This is a genomic window from Pseudoduganella sp. HUAS MS19 (assembly GCF_053615455.1).
In genome coordinates this window covers 3,840,762-3,860,427 of the sequence record NZ_CM132133.1, presented here as the reverse complement: position 1 = coordinate 3,860,427, position 19,666 = coordinate 3,840,762, and the positions used below count along the sequence as shown (strand labels likewise).

The following is a 19,666-nucleotide window of genomic DNA, read 5'->3' as shown; positions in this document are numbered from 1 at the left end:
ACGCGTGTTCGCCTTGGTCCCGGCAAGACCGGGCTAGGCCCAATCAAAAGCCCGCCTCGCGCCAAGCGACGGAGGCTGCGGTGCGCAGAAAGCGCAGGGCAGGCGTTTCCCATTGTCCGGCAATGGCAACATGGCCGCGCCATTCCGGACTCGTTGGCGGCAGCTTGGCATCCGCATCGAGCAGCACGCGGTACACCGCTTGCTCAGGGTACAGCGCGCCGTTCTTCTCCCGCACCAGAACGTCGCCACCAAACAGGGCGGCCAACTCTGGCTCGCCCAACGTACGGCTGGCATCGCGGTCAATGCTGGACACGCTCAGCTGCACTATCGGCCCGGACATCCCTTCGGCAATGAACAGCGCACGATCGCCCTTGGCAATGCGTCGCACGGACTCTTCGTCGACATAGGTGACAACTTGCCAGCGTCCTGGCGCCACCAGCGATCCCAGATACTCCTGGCCCTTCAGCCAGTCGCCAGGGCGCAGGTCGGGGTCGATATCGACCAGCACGCCGGCATTTGGCGCCACCGGACGGTAGCGCTGCAGGTCTGCGCTGACAGTCGCGCTTTCCGCATTGGCATAAACCAGCTGGTCATGCAGAATCTGCCAGTCCTTGCGACTTGCCGAGTCGAGGCCTGCCGCTGCTGACTGCCAGGACAACGTATCCTGGCGTGCACTGGTCTCAACTTCGCGCAGCGCCAGTTCTGGCGTGGACAAACGTAGCAGCGGCATGCCTGCCATGACTTGTTCTCCATTTTTTACCGGTAGCGCCTCGATGGCTGCGTTTCGCGGTGCATACAGCGCCAGGCGCTGGCTCGGTTGCAACAACCCTGAAGTCTGCACGCGGTTCGGCCATGGTATGAGGAACAGGGCTGCCATTAGCCCGAAGATGACCGCACTGCGTCTGGCGCGGCGGCTATGGCGCAGGACGCGCCAGCGTGTGCGCCATGCCTGCAGCTCCCGCCAAACTGGCAGCGCCACGAACCAGCTGATCTCCACCAGGAACAGAAGAATGCCCACGGCCTTAATGAAGAAATGATAAACAAGCACGGCAATCCCGAAGAACACCACCAGGCGGTAAATCCACACCAGCCAGGCAAACAGAATCAGCCCTCTCTGCAGGCGCGGCGAGAAGGTTTCGGGAACCGGTTCGCCCAGCGCGAACAGGCGCTCGCGCAGATCCCAGCGTGCCAACGCAAATGCCCGGTGGTGTAGATTGGGTATGCCAAGGTAATCCGACAGCAGGAAATAGCCGTCGAAGCGCATGAATGGGCTGGCGTTGATGGCCAGGGTCGAAATCCAGGTGGTAGTGGAGAGCAGGAAGGCTACTTGTTTCGGTGCTCCATCCGGCAACCACACCCATGCCAGGGTGGCCCATGCGGCGATCGTCAGTTCCGTCACGATGCCGGCACCGGCGACAGCCAGGCGCTGTCCACGGCGAGGCAATTTCCATACTTCGTTGGTGTCGGTGTAGGCCACCGGCCACATGACCAGGAAGGCAACGCCCATCGTCGGCACGCGGCAGCCGTAACGTTTGGCCGTCAGTGCGTGTCCAAGTTCGTGGCATACCTTTGCGAAGGTAACGGCGCAGCCATACAGAAGCGCACCTTGCCAGCTCAGGGTGTCCAACAGCGTGGCGGTAAAGCGGTCCCACTCGCGGTAGGCGCCGGCCAGGCCGAACAAGCCTGCGGCCAGCGTCAACCAACGAAACAGCGGCGAGAAAAGAAAAGCCAACTGCGGTGTGATGTTGTCCAACCAGCGATCCGGCTTGACCAACGGGATGCGGAAGAACAGGTAGTTATGCAGCAGCCATTCGTGCCAACTCCCGCGCTGGTGGTCACGCATGGCGGCCAACTCCGTAGCCGCGCCGCGCGCTGGCTGCAGAAGCTGCTGATTTCCGAGGAAGGTCAACAGGCGTTCGAGGTCCCCGGCTTCCAGCTGCAAGGTGGTATCGCGGTTGATCTGTTCGAGCAAGGCTTGCGGCTCTTGCAGGCCCCAGCGGCTCAGCATTTCAAAGCTGGGCCAGTCCAGTTGGAAGAACAGGTTGCGCACCGGGTCGTGCAACGTCCAGCTGGGCTGGCCGTCGGCCAGACGCGGCCCGACCGCGATCGATAGTTCCTGGCGCAGGGGGGGCAGGCGTAACGACATGGTCCGCCCCTATAGTGCGATGAACTGGCGAATGCTGGCCAACGGCCGGCGCAGCATCCAGTAGATCAGCGGGACACGCTCTCCACCCAGCTTGGCTGTGCCTTTGAGGCCGATGCGTTGGCCGGAAGTGGCGTCCAGCCTGGCGCGCACACGATAGGCGTAGGTTCCGTCCGGACGCGCCACGGCGCGGTGGCTCATGTAGCGAAGCGTACCGCCAAGTGGCGATAATGGCGTCGTGGCCAAGTAGAGCTGCAGTGGGGCGTTTTCAGCTAAGGGTATGGCGTCGCCAATGGGCACCCAGGCTTCGATCTCAATATCATCCGGCGCCGCCACCTGCATGATGCGTTCGCCGGTTTGAACCGGACGGCCTATCCATTCGGATGGATCGTCGAACAAGACGATACCGGCCTTCGGTGCAAGCACCCGCGAACGCTGCTCCTGGCCTTCAAGGAAGGTGGCCTGCGCCTGCTTCTCCGCGACCTTGCCGAGCGCGCCGGCCAACTGGCCGCGGGCGCGCGGATCGTTGAGCATCAGCTGGGCGTTCTGGCGGTACTCTGCCTGCGCGGTGGCCAGCGCCTCGCGCGCAACATCCAGCCGGCTTCCAATAGGGGCCTGGTCGAACGAGAACAGCGGCTGGCCAGCCGCCACCACCTGGTTCGGACGTACCGAGAATGCGGCGATCACGCCATCGAGCGGCGCGCGTATGGTGGCCGGATTGGCCGGCACCAGTTCACCCGGCGCGAGTACCGTCAGCCGAACCGGAAGCAGCAGCACGGCCAGGAGCACGGTAATGGTCGCCAGCCGGCGACGCCAGCGCTTGTCATGCGCACCGCCACGCCACCAGTTGCGCAGCAGCGTCGGCATGCGCGCCAGCGACCAGCGCGGCGGCGGATGCGCGGCACGCCAGGCATGCTGCCAGATATCTATCCATTCGCTCAACAGCGCGAGTTGATGGGGCGGCAGGGCGGCATCACCAGCCAGGAGCAGGCCGCCTGGATTGGGCAGGCCAGGCAGCGGCAGCCAGGTAGCATGCGCCGGCAGCCATTCGTCCCATTCGGCTTTGATGGCAGGTGGGAGCTGGGCTGGATCGACGTCGAACGGCGTCGGCATCTTGTGCTGTTCGGCGAGCGTGCGGCATAGCTGGTCCAGCCACTGCGCATAGGGCGCGTTGGCTTCCACCGTGACCACGCCGGATAATGTATGCACGCCGCTGGACTGGAACCATAGTGCAGCCTGGCGATAAGGCGCCAGAGCACGGCTGTCGTTAACCGCCAGGAAGGCCAGCTCGTTGGCACTCGCCGCGGCGCGTGCTCCCTGGGCCAGTTCCAGCAGGAGCAGCAAGGGGTTCTGCAGTGCGCCGTCGTTCATGTTGACAGCACCATCAGACGGGCCGTGCCCGCGCTGCGCGCGGCGCGCAGCTGTTCACCCAGGCTGGAGCGTCCGGCCGGTTCTGCATGCGATTCACTGCGCTTACCGGCTTGGCCATCCTTTGAAACGACAATCTTGAACACCTGTGTTGCGACGTGTCCTTGGTTGTCGCGTGCTGTCACCTTGAAGCTCAGCGTGCCTTCAAAGAACTGCGGCGGCGTGCCTTCGAAGCGCCCGGTGCGGCCATCAAACTTGATCCAGCCCGGTAGCGGCGAACCATCTGCCGATTGCGCGCTCAGCTCGACACTTGCGTTTTTGCTGGAATGGGCAAAGGCGTCTCTGCTCACCTGCACGGAGATGCGTTGACCACTAGCGCTGCTGATGTCCGGGATAGGCCGGTATGCGACCAATATGTCGCCAGCCGGCAGTTCCGGCAATGTGACGATCTGGAAAGTGACACCGGCCGATCCTTGTACATCGGTCAAGGCCCTTACCTGACGGCCCGGATCGTACCCTGGAACCGGTGGCAGGTTGACGGCAGCCGGCAGAATGTCCAGCATTGCTTTAGGCGCGGCGTCCGGCCAACCCGTGGCGACGTCGCCGCCCACGCTGGTCAGCGGCAACACCAGGGGCGCCGTTATGTCCGGGCGATCCCGCCCCGGCTGGTCTTCGGGAACGGCGGCGAACGGTGTAGCGGGAGCGATAGCGGGCGCAATTGGGGTTGCAGGCAATGGAATGGGGGGCGGAAGCGTGGTGTTGAGCACCAGCGTGGCGCTGCGATTGCCCGCACTATCGCGCACGGCCACTTGTACACTGGCTGCGCCATTGCTGGTCAACGACCAGGCTCGGCCATTGGCGTCAATGGCGGACCAGCTGCTTCCACCATCCAACGAAGCAAGCAGCGTTTCACCTGCACTCAAGGGGGCCGACAGCGCGCCGTCGATGTTACCGTTGGCGCTCATCGAGATGAGCGTTGGTATGGCAGTTGGTGCGGTGGTGTCCAGCACGTATGCTTGCTGTAGTGGCGTTCCGCTCCCGCTGCCGTTGACGCTGGCCACGCGCGCCATCAAGGTGTTGCTGCCACTGAGCGTCACATTGGCACTCCAGGTCTCGCCGCTGGCGGTCGCCGGACTCCAGGTGCTGCCGCCGTCCACTGACACTTCCACCTTTTGGCCGTCGCCGAGTGGTTCAGACAAGGTGCCGCTAACGGTCTGTGCAGCGATGTTGGTGATGAAATCGCTGTTACTGATGCCACTGTCATCCGACAGCTTGACGCCAGTCACCAGTGGCATGGAGCTGATGGTCAAGCGGCCAGTGCCACTGCTGCTGTTGCCGGCCAGGTCGATCGCAGTGGCGATGATGTCGTAGCTACTGTTGGCAGTAAGCGCCAGGCTTCCGCTGACAGGCGTGGCGCTGGACAGGTCCAGGGTCCAGTGGCCAGCAATGGCGCTGACAGCGTACTGTGCACCGCCGACAGTGACTGTCAGCATTTCTCCGTTTGCGAGCGTGGCGCTGCCTGACAGTACCGGCGTCAATGCACTACTGAACAGCGTGTCTGCGGACGGCGTAACGGGCGCCGTCGTGTCGTACGCGTAAGCCTGCGCATGCATCGCGCTTTCATTGCCGGCTATGTCGCCGACTTTCACTAGCAGGGTATTGCTGCCACCGAGCGTCTGGCCGCCGAGCGACCAGCTATTCTGGCCAACGCCAGCTGTGGCAGCGTGCCAGCTGGCGCCATTGTCCAGCGAGACGTAGACAGTTTCACCTGCCGCCAGATTGGCAGGCAGGGTACCGCTGATGTTTTGCGTCGTCACGCTGGTGACCAGGTCTGTACTGGAAATGCCGGTATCGGCCGAGAAGCTGACCGTGCTGCCAGTAATTGCAGGTGCTGCGGCGTCGTAAACGTAGGCTTGCGAGTAAACCGGGCCAGCGTTACCGGAGATGTCGCTGACTTTCACCAGCAGGGTGTTGCTGGCACTGAGCGTCGTGCCAACGAGCGACCAGCTATTCTGGCCAACGCTGGCTGTGGCAGCTTGCCAGCTGGCCCCATTATCCAGTGAGACGTAAACGGTTTCGCCTGCCGCCAGGTTGGCGGACTGCGTTCCGCTGACGGTTTGCGCCGCCACGTTGGTGATGAAATCGCTAGCGCTGCTACCGCTATCGTTGGAGAAGGAAGCGCTGGCAATCGTGTTGGTTGGCGCTGTGGTGTCGAGGACATAGGCCTTGCTGGTGATAGCGCCATCGTTGCCCGCAGCATCGACCATCCGCAGCTGCAAAACATTGCTGCCGGCGAGGGTGACGCCATCCCAGTTCAGCGTAGTGCCGCTGACTTTGGCGGTGATGTCGGTCCAGGTGGTGCCGTTGTCCAGCGAGCCAAACAGCCGATCACCGCTCGCCATCGCGCCGCCCAGATTTGCGCTGATGGTTTGCGCGCTGACGCTCGTGATCAGGTCGCTATTGCTGATGCCGCTGTCGTTGGAGAGGGCGATATTGCTGAACGAGGTAGTAGGGGCAGAGGTGTCCAAGGCATAGGCATAGGACGCGGCGTTGCCGATGTTGCCCGCGCTATCAACGACGCGCACTTGCAAAGTATTGCTGGCGGTGAGGGTGACGGGTGCTGCCAGCGACCAACTGCTGCCTGCTGCGGTAGCCGCAGTCCAGGTGCTACCGTTGTCCAGTGAAACCTGCACGCTGTCCCCGGCGGACAAGTTGCCGGTGAGCGTACCGCTGATGTTCTGCGCCGCCACGTTGGTGATCAGGTCAGCGCTGGAAATGCCGGTGTCGGCCGAGAAGCTGGCCGTGCTGCTAGTGATCGCAGGCGCAATGGTGTCGATACCGATGTTTTTGTTGGCACCGAGCGAACCGGCAGCGCCTGGAGCGGCCAGCGTCAACGAAGCATTCTGGCCGCTTCCACCCGCATCGATGATGACCGCGCCGTTAAGCGCTAGGGCGCTGCTGCTGATGTAATCGAGATCAGCGCTATTTTCTCCCGCACCCACGGTATAACTGAAGGTCAGGGTGCTGGTTCCGCTGCCGCCGCTATAGGTAGCAGTGCCGCCGGAACTGAGTGCCATGGTTGGTGTGCCGCCGGTGGTGTCGACGTTGACGGCGCCGCTGAAATCGACGGTGATGGTGATGGTGCTGCCGGCACGGTAGGCGCCGTCAGCGGTGCTCGAACTGATGTTCGTGACACTAGGCTGCGAGCCGTCGACCAGCACAGCAGCCGTGCTGCCGACACTGTTAAGCGTGTTGACGCCGATATTGCCTGCCAGGTCGGACAGTGTGCCGCCGTTGGATGTCAAGGCACCAATCGTGATGCCATCGCTGTCGCTGTCGCCATTGACAACACTGTAGCGGAATACCAGCGCGCTGGTGCCGGAACCCGAAACGTAATTGGCGTAGCGCGTGCTGACGCCTATCACTAGCGCGATGCGGGGAGTACCACCACTGGAGTCCACGTATACGGCTTCGCTGAAGTTGACCGTGAAGTCCATTGTATTGCCGGAGTAGTAGGTTCCGTTCGCCGGCACGGATACCGAATTGACCACGGGAGCTGCAGTGTCTATTGTCACCGCAATGGCACTCGAGGAAGCCGAGACATTACCGGCAACGTCAGTGGCTGTCGCGGAGATGTTATGGTTGCCGTCGGCGAGCGTGCTGGAGGTGTAGCTCCAGACACCGCCAGTGGCGGTCACGCTGCCCAGCAGGGTAGCGCCATCGTAGATCTTGACCGTGCTGCCACTTTCCGCGCTTCCAGTGAAAGTAGGGGTATTGTCATTGGTGACCAGGTCGCTGCCGGAGAGACCGCTATCGTTGACCAGCACTGGCGTGGACGGCCCGGCGGGAGCGGAGGTGTCCAGCGCATACGCCTGGCTGCTGATTGCCCCCTGGTTGCCGGCTGCGTCGACAACCTTCAACTGCAGGGTGTTGCTACCGGCTAAAGTAACGCCAGTCCAGCTCAGTGTGGTGCCGCTGACCTGGCTGGTGATGTCCGACCAAGTGGCGCCGCCATCGAGCGAGCCGTATAAGATTTCGCCCGCCGCCAGGCCGCCGCTCAAGGTGGCACTGATGGTCTGGCTCGCGGCGTTGGTGGTGAAGTCGCCGGCGATGCCGCTGTCGTTCGAGAATGCCAAGCCGCTGAAGCTGGTCGCTGGCGCCGTGGAGTCGTAGATATAGGCCTGTGTGCGTACGGTGCCGCCGTTTCCGGCAGTGTCGGAAACCCTGATGCGCATGGTATTGCTGCCGGTGAGCGTGACGCCGGACAGCGACCAGGTGTTCGTGCCGACCGTCGCGGCGGCGGCGGTCCAGGTGGCCCCGTTGTCCATGGAGACGTACACCGTCTCGCCCGATTGCAGGTTGGCCGACAGCGTGCCACTGATGGTTTGGGCCGCGACGTTGGTGATGAAGTCGCTGGCGGAGCTGCCGCTGTCGCTGGAGAAGCCGATGCTGCTGATGCTGGTGGACGGCGCGGAGGTATCCAGCGTGTAGTTCCTGCTGTAGACGCTGCTGTCATTGCCGGCGGCGTCGGTCACCTTCAGCATCAGCGTATTGCTGCCGCTGCCCAGCGTGGCGCCGTTCCACGTCAGCGTGGTACCGGAGACCTTTGCGGTGATATCGGTCCAGGTGCTGCCACCGTCCAGCGAACCCTTGAGTACTTCGCCCGCGCCCAGCGTGCTGCTGAGGGTGGCGCTGATGGTCTGGCTGGCGCTGTTGGTGATGAAGTCGGTGTTGCTGTCCCCGGTATCGGACGACAGCGCCGTATTGCTGAAGACGGTGCTGGGCGCTGTAGTGTCCAGCGTGTAAGTGTGCGAGTAGGCGGTGCTGGAGGCAAGGGCATTGGTGACGCGAGCTTGGAAGGTATTGCTGCCGGATAGGGTGGTGCTGGTGCTCCAGCTGCTGGAGCCGACCGTATAGCCGGTCGCATCGCTCCAGGTATTGCCATTGTCGTAAGAGACCTGCACCTTTTCACCCGTGCCCAGCGCGCTGCTCAGCGTACCGGTAATCGTCTGGCCGGCGACGTTGGTGATGAAGTCGCTGTTGCTGGTGCCGGTATCGGACGACAGCGAGGCGCTATTGACCACGGCGGCCGGCGCGATCGTTGTGATGTTAATGAAATCAAAATTCTGGAAATCGGTAAAGTCATCCGCAGTAAGCACGATGCTGACAACGTTCTTGACCGTGCTGCCCAGACCTGAGAGGGTTTGCCAGCTTCCGTTTGCCACGGCCGGTGATACCGAGCCGGTATTGTTGCTGGCATCGGTATATTGGATGGTGATGCCGTTTGTCGAATAGGTACCGACATCAAGGCCGCTGAGGTCGAACATATAACCAGACTGGGCGGTGATGGTCAGCTTGACGCCGTTCGCGGTCGTGGAATCGTATGCAAACAATCCATCCATCCCACTGAAGGTGGAATCCATGCCAAGCCCGGCGTTAGGGTCGCCGGTAAAGGTAAAGGTCACGCCATTGACGCTCTTGGTGAACTGATAGTTCGAATAGTCGGCGTCGCTGCTGGTGATGGTGACCACCGTCAGCAAGTCCTGGTAATCGCCGATGCCCAGCGCCCGGGTGTCGATCTTGCCGCTATTTGCTTCCAGCGTCCAGTTGCCACCCTTGGCGGCGGCGCCGCTAGCGTCGGTCGAGGCCGCGACATCGGCGCCGGTCGCACGTGCCAGGCCATGCAGCAGTGCAGTGCCTTGCGCACCAGCGCCGACATCGCAGCCGTATAACATCAGGTCGCCGTCGCTGGTCAGCGCCTTGCCCAGTTGCGCCAGGTCCTGCCGGGTCCGGGCCGACGCCAGCGCGCTCTCGCTCAGGTGCATGGTGCCGAGGTTCACCACGCCTTGCGCACCGTGCGACAGGATGTGAATCGCGTCGTAATTGCTTTGGGTGGCAGCCCATTGCGCGATCTGCGCCAGGCCGTCCTTGCTGCCATCGAATTCGACGATGCCGACGCCGGCGCGCACGCCGGCTTCCAGCGTCTTGTAACCGGCCAGTGAGGTGTCGACGATCGCCACTTCCTTCTTGCCGCCATCCTTGGCCGGTTCGGCCGCTCGCACCGTGACTGCGGGCGGAGCCGGCGGTACTTCATGCGCTTGGGCGGTATGCGTTGCATCGGCAACGGCCCCATCGAACATGAAGCGCTGCTCCAGCGGCAGCAGTTGGGAACTACGGCGCAGCGTATGGCGGCGCTTATCGGCAGGGAAGTAAGGATGGTTCATCAGATGTGCTCCGAGAAATCCCGACCTTCAGGGCGGGGCGTCAAGTCAGACTCCAGGGGGCGCGCCGGTGGCGCGAGAGGCAAATTTGGCTAGATGGTCGGCGACTTTCCGATCCAGTTCGGGGAGCCATTCGGCCGGCATGACGGCCAGCACACTGGCCAGCAGTTTTTCAGCTGGACCCGGGTCGGCAAGCCGAGCTTTGGCCGCGCTGGCCCACAGGTAGACCTTGGCCAGGTTTTCTGCACTGGGCCCGCCGGTATCGGCTTGCACCGGCTGATGGGCATACAGGACGGCGGCAGGGAGGTAGGCAGGAGCATAGCCGGCGGCGGCCAGGGCTTCCATGTTGGCCAGCGCCGCGCTGCTATCGACAGGGCCACCGTCACCCTGGGACTGCATGATGGCCAGTTGATACCGTGCCTCCGGCACGCCATGCCCGGCGGCTAGTTGGTACCAGTGGCGCGCACCGGAAAGATCGCGCGAAACGGCGGGATCGTTCTGCAGATAATTGGCCAGCAACAGCATGGCCGGCGGCGAATTGGCCATCGCGGCCTCGCTGCAGAGATTCAGGCCGCGCGCCACATCCTGGGCCACGTACCGGCCACGGATGTAGAACTCGGCGGCCGAACACAGGGAGATCTTGTGACCGCCCTCGGCAGCGGCCAGATAATTGGCCAGGGCGGCACGCGCGTGCCCAGGCGCATCGGGCGACCGCATCAGGCAGTCGCCGGCGTAGTGCTGGGCGGTCGGAATCTTGCCCTTGGCAGCCTTGGCAAACCAGGCACAGGCGGCATCCTGGTCGACAGGGCGGCCCCAGCCAACCTGGTGGAACAGGCCGAGCGTGAACTGAGCCAGTGGATTCTTGCCGCTGTGGCGCCGGAAAGCCGGGTAGGCGTGCGCATAGTCGCCCTTGTCCAGCAAGGCATAGGCGGAACGCAGCGGCTTGGCATAGTCGGCTGCCGTTTTGGCAGCTGCAGGCGGCGGCAACAGCGTGGCGGCCAGCAGCAGGAAAAAGATCCATATGGACTGCATATCGTTCCAAAGGCCGCTCCCTGCGGAGCGGCCGCATCGCTTTAGTTACGGCTAGGGAAAACGCCCTGCACGGCAATAAAGTAATTCATCGCCAGGTAAGGTTGCATGTTGCTGAACGGCGTGCTGCCGCCGGCCGGTCCGGTGTTGCCGCTGCCGGGCGCGGAGCCGCTCAGCGTGGCGCTGGCCGATGCCGGCAGGGTAACGGGAACCGTGCTGGTGGAGCTCACTGCGATGCTGCCGCCGAAGGTGCCAGCCGCCATGTCGACATTAGGCGCGGCGGTCGCGTAAATACGGCCGGCAGGGGCGGCCGCAATCGCCAGTGAAGCACCGGTAGGGGCGGCGACTGTTCCATTGGCATTGACCGCCTTCAGCGTCAGCGCGCTGGTGTTTGCCGTGAATGTCGCGCTGCCCAGCGCGGCGGTGGCGCCGGTGACTTTGCTCAGGTCGAGCGCCACCACGACGCCGTTCAGGCTCACTGCGCCGGCGGTATGGACGTGGCTAGGCATTTGTGCCGACGTCAGGGTGGTATTGGCAGCGCCACCGAACTGGCCGACGTTGTAGGTAATGCCGTCGGTGCCGGTGCCCGCGCCTACCACGACGCGGCCGCGCAGGTCGGGCAGGGCGAAATTGCTCTGGCCGTTGCCGCCATAGGTAGTGCCAAGCAGGGCGAACAACGCGGCGTTTTGCGAGACGTTGATCAGCTGACCGGCGGCTGGCATAAAATCGCGGAAGTCATTACTGTTCCAAGCCATGATGCAGACTGCCGACAAATAAGGTTCCGACGAGCAGGCATAGGCCGTGCTGTTCCAGCCAGCGGCAGCAGCCAAGCTCGCAGCCAGGGTGAGGCAACGGGTGATGCGGTGAGAACGCGGCTTCATTAGATCCCCTTTCTGTTCGCTGTGGTAAAAAATCACTTCTGCGCTGGCGGCGTCATCAGCACTTTGCCGCTCATGCCGGCGATCAGCTCGCCGTAACGGCCATCGATCACTGCCGTCAATTTGACCGACTGGCTGATCGGGTCCACCCTGGCGCCGATGCGCTGGACCTTGGCAGGGTAGGTCTTGCCGGTTTCATCGATGTTGACCTGGAAGGCGCTGCCGCTGCGCACCCAGATGAGCCAGCGCGACGGCACAATGAATTCCAGTTCCAGCCCGCTATCGTCGAGTATCTCCATCAATGGCTGGCCGGGCTGCACGTACTGCTGCTCACGGGTCTTTTGTTCGGCGATGCGGCCGGCAAACGGCGCGCTGATCTGGCACTTGCCCAGCAGCGTGCGGGCGGCCGCCACTTCCGCCTGGGCTTTGAGCACTTCCGCCTTGGACACGTCCAGCTCGACCTGTCCGACCGAGTTCAGTTGCGCCAGCTTCTGGTTGCCCTTCCAGTTGGTGTCGGCCGCCATCAGCGCCGCCTGGGCCTTGGCCTGCTGGGCCTGCTGCAGCGAGCAGTCGAACTGGACCAGCAACTGGCCCTGCTTGAAGGATGCGCCTTCGGCCAGCGGCAAGCGATTGATCTTGGCGCCGATCTCGGCAGCCAGTGTGGTATAGCGGCGTGGCATCAGCTGGGCACGGATCTCACGACTGTCCAGTGTGGCGCTGGCCGCTGGCGGCGCTGCTGCCTGGGCGCTCAGCAGGGGCAGCGCGAGTACCAGCAGATTGGGCAGGGCAGCGCGTACAGCGTTCATTTACTTTCCTCAAGCGGTGGCAACTGGCCCTGGTTCCAGCGTTGCAGCGACTGGCCGACGGCGGCGGTCAACTGGTCCAATGGCATGGTGGCGGCGCCGGCGATTGCCGGCTCCATGCCCAGTGTCGCCTGCAGGCGCGAGGCAGCGGCCTGGGCGTTGGATAGCGCCTGGTAACGGCGCAGCTGCGACAGCACGGCGCTGCTTTGCTGCGAAATGCGGTCCAGCGCCGATTGCTTCTGGACTTCGGCCTGGTTGGCGATGTGCTGCGCAATGCGGTGGTCGACACCGGCAATGGTGTCTGCGCGCTCATATTGGCGGATTGTGTTGGCATATTGCAGGCGGGCGATGTGCAGCTGGCTCAGCACCGCCATTTGCGTCGCCATGCGGCGCTGGCTGGCCAGCGCAACGCCATCATCTGCCAGACGCATCTGAGCTGGGGCCGAGAGCAGGCCCAGCAGGTTGAACGAGATCTGCGCGCCTGCCTCATGCCAGGTCTTGTGTATCAGGTAGTCGTCGTTACTGTGCTTGACGCCATAGTTGAACGACAGGCCGGGGAAGATACGCAACATTGCACGCCGGGTTTCCTGCTGTGCGATGCGGGCGTTGTAGATGCCTTCGCGCAGGTCGGGATTGCGCAACAGCGCATATTCTTCCATACGGTCGACCGCTTGATCCAGCCAGGCGGTGCTGACTTCATTGGCAGGCTCGACTACGGTGTAGTCAGCCGTGAGCGGCAAGTGGGCCAAGGAGGCCAACTCGACCTTACCGGTCGACAGTTCCTGTTCGATGGTTTCCAACAGGCGCAGGTTTTCCAGCAATTGGCGTTGGTAACGCAGCGGTTCCAGCGGAGAGCGGATGCGGTCGTCCTCAGCCTTACGTGCATCCTTGAGCGCCGCCTCGGAATCGGCGATAGTCGCGCGCAGCTGCGGCAACAGCTTTTGCGCCGCCACCACGCGCCAGTAGGCCGAGCGAACATCCTGCGCCAGGTTGTTCAGTGCCTTACGATGACGCTCGGCGGCGATCAACACGCGATCGGCGTTCTGGCGCGCGGCGTAGTAGCTTTGGCCGAAGTCGAGCAGGCTCCAGGAGATGCCAATCTCGGTATTGAGTACCTGTCGCTCGGAGGAGATATACGGGTGGGCCAGCGACGGCGCACCGGTGACCGAATCGGTGCTGCGGGTGATCAGGTCGTTGTTGCGGTCGCGGTAGCCCGCCGCGGCTACCAGCTTGGGCAGCATATCGTACTTCCCGGCTTCAAAGCTGTCCTGCGCCACTGCTTGTTCCATGGCGCGCAAACGGCGCTCAGCGTTGTACTTGATGGCGCGGGCGATGGCGTTGTCCAAGGTTAGCGGGCCGTTCAGCGGTTCGACGCCGCTGGTCAGGGCAGTTTTGTCCTCCTGCAGGGCGGCGCGCACTTCCGGCAGCGTCAGCCTGGCGCTGTCGACGTTCAGTGTCGAGCAGCCTGAAAGGAGCAGCAGGTTAGCGACACCGAGTGCGACTTTATTTAAGGGAAGGTATTTATTCTGAAGTTTGTTTTCGACGGAGCGCATTAATTTGATTTCTCGGGTTAATGGTGCCAGGTTGTCGGATGGAGCCAGGGTTGCTTGTCGGCGTATGGGATTACATTACATGGATTTTGGATTTGCTTCCGATAAAAGAAACTTCTCCCAGCGCGTCAGTCGAAAGTGTAGGATTTCTGCGACTCTCGAGAGAGGCAGGAGGCAAGAAAATAAAACTTTTATAATCCAATACGTGATTATTGGAGAGTATTAAATAGAAAGGTGAAAATATGCTTCCTTTTGATTTCTAAAAATGATTATCAGCGATTGTCGAGATGTTGATCTGATTTGAAAATTCAGGGCCACGTGTAGCGCCAGTTTTTTTTTGGCACACTCGCGTCAAACAAAGTCGGGATCCGTGGTGCGCTTCAATGGGGCAACGGACCCCTGAGCGCGCCAGTCGTTGCAGCGCCAGCTAAGGCAATTTGGCGCGGACTTGGAGCGCGACATCTACCGTGCCCGCGTTGGATCACTGCTCAACTACGATACGGTCGCCGACGGCCAGCTCGAACTCCTTGGGCGCAGGCGCACGATGACCTGGAGAAGCTGCTGGCGCCCACGACTCGCGAAATTGGCCGCGAGCTGCTCCTGGATAGTTTGGAATTTACTGTCAACGGTGACGTGAACGAAGAAAAAGAGATCGAGGCAGGTGTTTCACAGCTGAAGGCGGCTGGGGCGGCATTGTCCGCGTCCGCACAGCAGCGTCTTGCCATCTTCCTGGCCCACGTGCGGACGGTCGGGCGTGAATACCGGGCGGTGAGGGACATATTGCAAGAGTTTGACGCGGTGCCAGTCACCGCTGAACTTGACCAGGCCGCTGCGCTTCTGGCCACCTACCATAGTTGGTGCAATGCCGCCAATCTGAACTGAACCAGGTGTTCCTCAATCTACTTGTCAATGCCGCCTAAGCCACTTCCTCTCCCCCCGGCGTAATCACCATTCGCAGTGGCAGCGCCGACAAGCGGGCATGGGTTGAAGTGGCCAACACTGGTCGCGGCATCGCGCCGGACGATATGCCACGCATTTTCGACCCGTTCTTTACCACCAAGCCAATCGGAGAAGGAACAGGCTTGGAACTGTCCGTCTCATACGGTATTGTGCGTAGCCATCGAAGTTGCATCGACGCTTGGGGGGGGCAGTGTGTTCCGGGTGATGCTTCCGTTACGCCAGGAGGTGGGCGGCACTAGATGGGGCAGACTGCCTCAGCGCCAGCTTTAGCTTACGATACATAGCTCTAATCCGGGTTCGGCGCGGGCATGCTGGATTCAATACCGCCTATCATTGTGGCAATGCAAGGCTGCGTCTTGCCATAAGTGCGCTCTGCGACTGTTGGTAACTGAAATACTGGCCTTTATTCAGATAGGAAGTCTGGGCAGCGGGTCCGTGCGCAATTAGGCCAAACCCAGGCTTTCCTATAACATGCCGGCTCCACTTCAGCGGCGAAGTTGATAGTGTTTCAAATTCACCGAGCCGGTTGTGATATCGCCGGAAGCAAGGGAAGAGGTTTCCATGATCGGCCCGGTCGTAGGTACGCTCTACTACCCGGCGGTTCTCGCCAAGTCCGGGACCATGTCACTTGCCACGCAGGGCACTGGAAGCTGGGATGCCTGCGGCATGCAGTAGCCTACGGTATATGCCTGTTCTTAGTGCGGCCGCCTTGTCGGATAGCGCACTTGCAAAGAGTCCTGGGCAACAAATGCTCCGCCTTTGATGTCATTGCGGAACAGGTCGAGCCATGAGGTGCTGTCACTGATCAGGTATTGCTTGGATTGCCCCGTCGATTTACGTCGCACTGTCAATTCGCCCTGCAATGCGGGCACTTCATCGGTCTTGGGATCCGTTGTGTCCGTAGTGCTGAGAGAAAAGTCGGCCCGGATCAAGTGATTCCTGCGTAAGATCTTCGTAAACTCGGCAATGTCTTGTGCTTCGAGCAGTTCCATACATCCTCCCCCAAAGTGTTGCTGCGCCTTCAGTATATGCCTAAGCGAAGCGGCATGTCGGCTCAGGTCGCACTGCCCAGCCTGTACCGTCATGGCGCGTAGTAGCGGCGCCGCAGTTGGCGGTGCACTAGGCGTCCGACGAAGCATCTATCTGATCATCGAGCGACCTCACACGCATGTTGGTGATGTGATTCAGTTCAAAGAACGCAATCGCTTGTGCAAACCGATCGGTTTCCGGCGGCGCGTCAATTCGAAGGAATTCGTGATCTGTATCCCAGCGAAGAATAGAATCCATCAAGTCCGGACACAGTGGTTCGCCAGGCAAGCCGATGAAGACCAGGCCGGTGCTGCCATCTGACCGGCGATAGGAGGCTTTCCACTGAAGCATGCATTCCATCGATTCCTCCAGAAGCCAGGGTTGGTGGTCAGCGGCGCGCTGGCAAAGGCGGCCGGATCGGAGTATGGTGCAAGCCCAGCGCCCGCACCCGCCATTTCAGTATAGCCAGGAATGGCCCATTTGAATGACTCGTCCCGGAGTGTGATGACTGGGGAGTGGCCGAACCGGGGAGAACGGGCGATGCGCGCGCAAGCTCCGCTGGAGGGTACGATGGCAATGGCAACGTGGGTATTGTTGGGCGGGCTGATCTTGATCGCGATGATGCTGATCGGTACGCTGGTTGCGCGCTTGCCGCTCAGTGGGGCGATGATTTACCTGGGGCTCGGCGTCTTGCTCAGTCCATACGGCTTCGGCGTTATTGAGCTTGACCCCATCGCACATGCCCCATCACTGGAGCTGGTCGCAGAGGCTGCGCTGCTAATCTCCCTGTTCTCTGTTGGGTTGAAACTGGAGCTTCCTATCTCTGACCGCCGATGGATCGCACCGTATCGGCTTGCCTTCCTGTCGATGTTGGTCACGGTAGGGATGGTTGCCGCGATTGCGGTCTATGGGCTGGGGATGCCACTTGGCGTGGCGGTTCTTCTCGGGGGAATCCTAGCACCAACTGACCCGGTATTGGCTTCGGCGATCCAGTCAAGGCCAGGGGAGGGGCATAATCCCCTGCGCTTTAGTCTTGCAGGAGAAGGTGCGCTCAATGATGGAACGGCCTTTCCGTTGGTGTTGTTGGGGCTAGGGCTTCTGCAATTGCACGACCTGGGCGATTGGGGGTGGTCCTGGTGGGTGGTGGATGTGGTGTGGTCGACAGTCGGTGGCGTTCTGATCGGTGCGCTGGTCGGCGCGTTGCTTGGGAAGCTGGTCATCCATCTGCGCACCAGGCACCAAAGTGCGATTGGCATGGATGAATTTCTCTCCCTAGGCGTGATTGCCGTTTCATTTGGCGCGGCACAAAGCTGTATGGCATCGGGCTTCTTGTCGGTTTTTTTCGCGGGACTTGCGTTGCGGCGGGCACGCAACTTTCCGTTGGCGGGAACCGCTCCACTGTCCCATATTCCCGGTGCGCACGAGCGCGTCGTTGTGGATCCAGCCATCCATTCGCACCACGCCGGTGGTGTCATGACACGGGCCGTCCTTGGCTTCAATGAGCAGCTTGAACGGATTGCCGAACTCGGCATGGTCATGATGATTGGCATCATGTTACCCGCTATCGGAAGCCCGATGGACCTGTGGTGGTTTGTTCCGGCACTGTTCGTTGTGGTGCGCCCGGCTTCGGTGGTGTTCGGAATGATCGGCGCCGCCAGTCCTCCGTATAGACAAGTCCTGGTCGGCTGGCTTGGCATCCGGGGGATTGGCTCGATTTACTACCTGATGTTTGCACTGAACCACGGCGTCGCCGCGGAATTCGCGCCTGCGTTGGTGCGTCTGACCTTGGCGACTGTGGTCGCCTCGATTCTGTTCCATGGGATCACGGTGCCATCGTTAATGAGCTGGTATGAGCGGCGTGTAATGAAATGAGCTTGGAATTCCGGGTGCGCCCTCCGTGCAGGGGAAATGGATATGGAGCCGAAAGTGCCCACGGCGTTGCGGAACGCGCTGCTGGGCAGGCCGCAAACGGTGGCGAACCGATCGCCGCGTGCGAAGAACGCACTGCCGCCGCTGAGGCGGATGCTATGAAGCACTCGACGAGGTATGGGCCCCGGCTTAGGGGTGTTCATGCTTTCAGCGGGCTGCGCCTGAACCGGAGGAAGGTGGGGCCATTTTCAGGAAAGATATCGTAGTGCCCGATTCTCCCGCCGGGTCGGACTTGCATGGCTTGACTTCTCCCATCAACCATGTGGCGCTCTTGAAGACGATTCAAGTGATGCGCGGCGTGCGCGACCTGCAGGTTGCGCCGACAAACTTCATGGCCGGGCGCAAGGGCTGCGAAGGCGCAGGCGTCTTTCAGGCAATCGTAACGATAGACGCCATAGAAGTAATGTCCTGCAACGAACTCGATCCCGAATCGCTGCATTGATTGAAACTCGTCGGCAGAAGGGGGCAGAACCCGCCCTGCGAGCAACGTCAGTGCGGCAGGCGGCGCGCGAGAAGGATGCATTAGCATGAGCTGCGCATAATTGTAGGCATCGATAAAGTTATCGTATGCGTAGCCCCGATATAGGTAGTTGCGCCCATTGAACCAGATGGAACTTGGTCCCGAGCCAAACGTGCCTACTGCGCGCCAATAGTAGCGATAGTTTGCCATGCCCATACCCGTGTATGTTATCTCTGATACGCTGTCCCTAAACTGCCAGTAGCAAAGGAAGCAGTGGTTTCAGTGTACGCCGAACCGCTCATTGCCGCTTGAAGGCCTTGGCTTCTTTCGAGGTGGGAATGCGCCTGCACATGGCTGGCGAAAACATGGTGCGAGCAGATGCGCGGTAGCGCATCAGATTCGCCGATTTGCCACGATAGGTGCGGTGCATGTTGGAAAAGTGCCCGCAGTTGCGGGCTAAGCCAGTTGACTATTGGCGATTGAGCAATGCTCTACAGAACTTCTATCCAACCGGTGTTCCGTTTTCGACCGGACAAAGTCGGTCTTTCAGTGAGTCTAGTCGCCGGTGGTTAAGCGGGCGCACGATAAGCCTTGACATCGTTCCAGTGTGTCGAGGCTGGCTCAAGCGATTACTGCAGCAGGCCGATGCGCGCGTAGATTTAGGCGTACACTCAGTATGAGTCAACAATCGGGAGAACCGTCATGAAAGATAACGGACCGGAATTCTCCTTCCGCGGCCTGCCTCTGAGTGCCGAACAGGAATCTGAAATTCAACACTATATCCACATGCGGAAAAGGCGCGGTTTGCCGCCCGACGCTGAAGAGCTGCGCGCCATGGTGCAGGATATGCTGGAGCCGCCCGCTACCGAGAATCCTGGCGGGAGGGGAGAAGCCGAAAGCGCGCACGGCGATGCGGAACGCGCTGCCGGGCAGGTCGACAACGGCGGCGATCCAACCTCCGCGCGCGAAGAGCGCACTGCTGCGCGTGAGGCAGAAGCGATGAAGCATTCAACGCCGTAAGGGCTCGTTCACCGCCTTCCGCTGTGTGAGATGGATCGGCATTGCGCTGCACGCACGACGGCATTGAGGCTGCCGTGCGATAGCGCTTGCGCACGACGCCGAATTCATTAGGCTAATGTGGCTTGTGCGCGTATAGTGGGGTAGCAGGTACCCAGCCAACATCGGAGTTTGTGCCGGTCTTCCTCAGCATTGCAGCGTGGCAGCGCAATCGTGTCACAGCCCATAATCGTCGTGAACTGGTATTGCACTTGCGTCTGGCACGCCGTTGACGTGCAG

14 protein-coding genes are annotated in these 19,666 nt (G+C 61.4%); 4 read left to right on the top strand and 10 right to left on the bottom strand.

Annotated features, from left to right (window positions below; translation table 11 throughout):
• Positions 1-43: 43 nt before the first annotated feature.
• Genes ACWBU6_RS17395 through ACWBU6_RS17365 form a run of 7 tightly spaced genes read right to left on the bottom strand, consistent with a single transcriptional unit; the run spans position 44 to position 13,995 of the window.
• Positions 44-2,146: an HlyD family efflux transporter periplasmic adaptor subunit gene (locus tag ACWBU6_RS17395; protein WP_452644674.1), complete on the bottom strand. Its 2,103-nt coding sequence runs from the start codon at positions 2,144-2,146 to the stop codon at positions 44-46.
• 9 nt (positions 2,147-2,155) lie between these two features.
• Complete coding sequence (locus ACWBU6_RS17390) at positions 2,156-3,514, bottom strand: efflux RND transporter periplasmic adaptor subunit (protein WP_452644673.1); 1,359 nt, start codon at positions 3,512-3,514, stop codon at positions 2,156-2,158.
• Positions 3,511-9,735 carry an Ig-like domain-containing protein gene (locus ACWBU6_RS17385; RefSeq protein WP_452644672.1) on the bottom strand — a complete coding sequence of 2,075 codons (6,225 nt, stop codon included), beginning with the start codon at positions 9,733-9,735 and terminating at the stop codon, positions 3,511-3,513. Before ACWBU6_RS17385 ends, ACWBU6_RS17390 begins: the two co-directional genes overlap by 4 nt.
• Before the next feature lie 45 nt (positions 9,736-9,780).
• Positions 9,781-10,764: a tetratricopeptide repeat protein gene (locus ACWBU6_RS17380; RefSeq protein ID WP_452644671.1), complete on the bottom strand. Its 984-nt coding sequence runs from the start codon at positions 10,762-10,764 to the stop codon at positions 9,781-9,783.
• 41 nt (positions 10,765-10,805) lie between these two features.
• Positions 10,806-11,642 carry a phage tail protein gene (locus ACWBU6_RS17375; RefSeq protein ID WP_452644670.1) on the bottom strand — a complete coding sequence of 279 codons (837 nt, stop codon included), beginning with the start codon at positions 11,640-11,642 and terminating at the stop codon, positions 10,806-10,808.
• Positions 11,643-11,674: 32 nt separating this feature from the next.
• Entirely contained in the window at positions 11,675-12,445 is a 771-nt protein-coding gene (locus ACWBU6_RS17370; RefSeq protein WP_452644669.1) for an efflux RND transporter periplasmic adaptor subunit, read from the bottom strand.
• A complete protein-coding gene (locus ACWBU6_RS17365; protein WP_452644668.1) occupies positions 12,442-13,995 on the bottom strand; it encodes a TolC family protein in 1,554 nt (517 codons plus the stop codon). Before ACWBU6_RS17365 ends, ACWBU6_RS17370 begins: the two co-directional genes overlap by 4 nt.
• Positions 13,996-14,358: 363 nt before the next feature.
• On the opposite strand from ACWBU6_RS17365, the gene ACWBU6_RS17360 reads away from it, so the two are divergent.
• The gene (locus ACWBU6_RS17360) at positions 14,359-14,874 is read left to right on the top strand and encodes a DAHL domain-containing protein (protein ID WP_452649577.1); all 516 of its coding nucleotides are present in this window, start codon (positions 14,359-14,361) and stop codon (positions 14,872-14,874) included.
• 107 nt (positions 14,875-14,981) lie between these two features.
• Complete coding sequence (locus ACWBU6_RS17355) at positions 14,982-15,191, top strand: ATP-binding protein (RefSeq protein ID WP_452644667.1); 210 nt, start codon at positions 14,982-14,984, stop codon at positions 15,189-15,191.
• A gap of 456 nt (positions 15,192-15,647) precedes the next feature.
• Here ACWBU6_RS17355 and ACWBU6_RS17350 read toward each other — a convergent pair whose 3' ends face one another.
• Both ACWBU6_RS17350 and ACWBU6_RS17345 read right to left on the bottom strand, forming a co-directional pair.
• Positions 15,648-15,944, bottom strand: coding sequence for a transcriptional regulator (locus tag ACWBU6_RS17350; protein ID WP_452644666.1), 297 nt, complete (start codon positions 15,942-15,944; stop codon positions 15,648-15,650).
• A 127-nt stretch (positions 15,945-16,071) separates the two neighbouring features.
• Entirely contained in the window at positions 16,072-16,341 is a 270-nt protein-coding gene (locus ACWBU6_RS17345; protein WP_452644665.1) for a hypothetical protein, read from the bottom strand.
• Positions 16,342-16,551: 210 nt separating this feature from the next.
• Between ACWBU6_RS17345 and ACWBU6_RS17340 the strand changes: the two genes are divergently transcribed.
• Entirely contained in the window at positions 16,552-17,853 is a 1,302-nt protein-coding gene (locus tag ACWBU6_RS17340) for a cation:proton antiporter (RefSeq protein WP_452644664.1), read from the top strand.
• Positions 17,854-18,049: 196 nt separating this feature from the next.
• On the opposite strand, the gene ACWBU6_RS17335 is transcribed toward ACWBU6_RS17340, so the two are convergent.
• Positions 18,050-18,580 carry a hypothetical protein gene (locus ACWBU6_RS17335; RefSeq protein ID WP_452644663.1) on the bottom strand — a complete coding sequence of 177 codons (531 nt, stop codon included), beginning with the start codon at positions 18,578-18,580 and terminating at the stop codon, positions 18,050-18,052.
• A gap of 492 nt (positions 18,581-19,072) precedes the next feature.
• Between ACWBU6_RS17335 and ACWBU6_RS17330 the strand changes: the two genes are divergently transcribed.
• Positions 19,073-19,390, top strand: a complete 318-nt coding sequence (locus ACWBU6_RS17330; RefSeq protein WP_452644662.1) for a hypothetical protein — start codon at positions 19,073-19,075, stop codon at positions 19,388-19,390.
• The last annotated feature ends 276 nt before the right edge of the window (positions 19,391-19,666 follow it).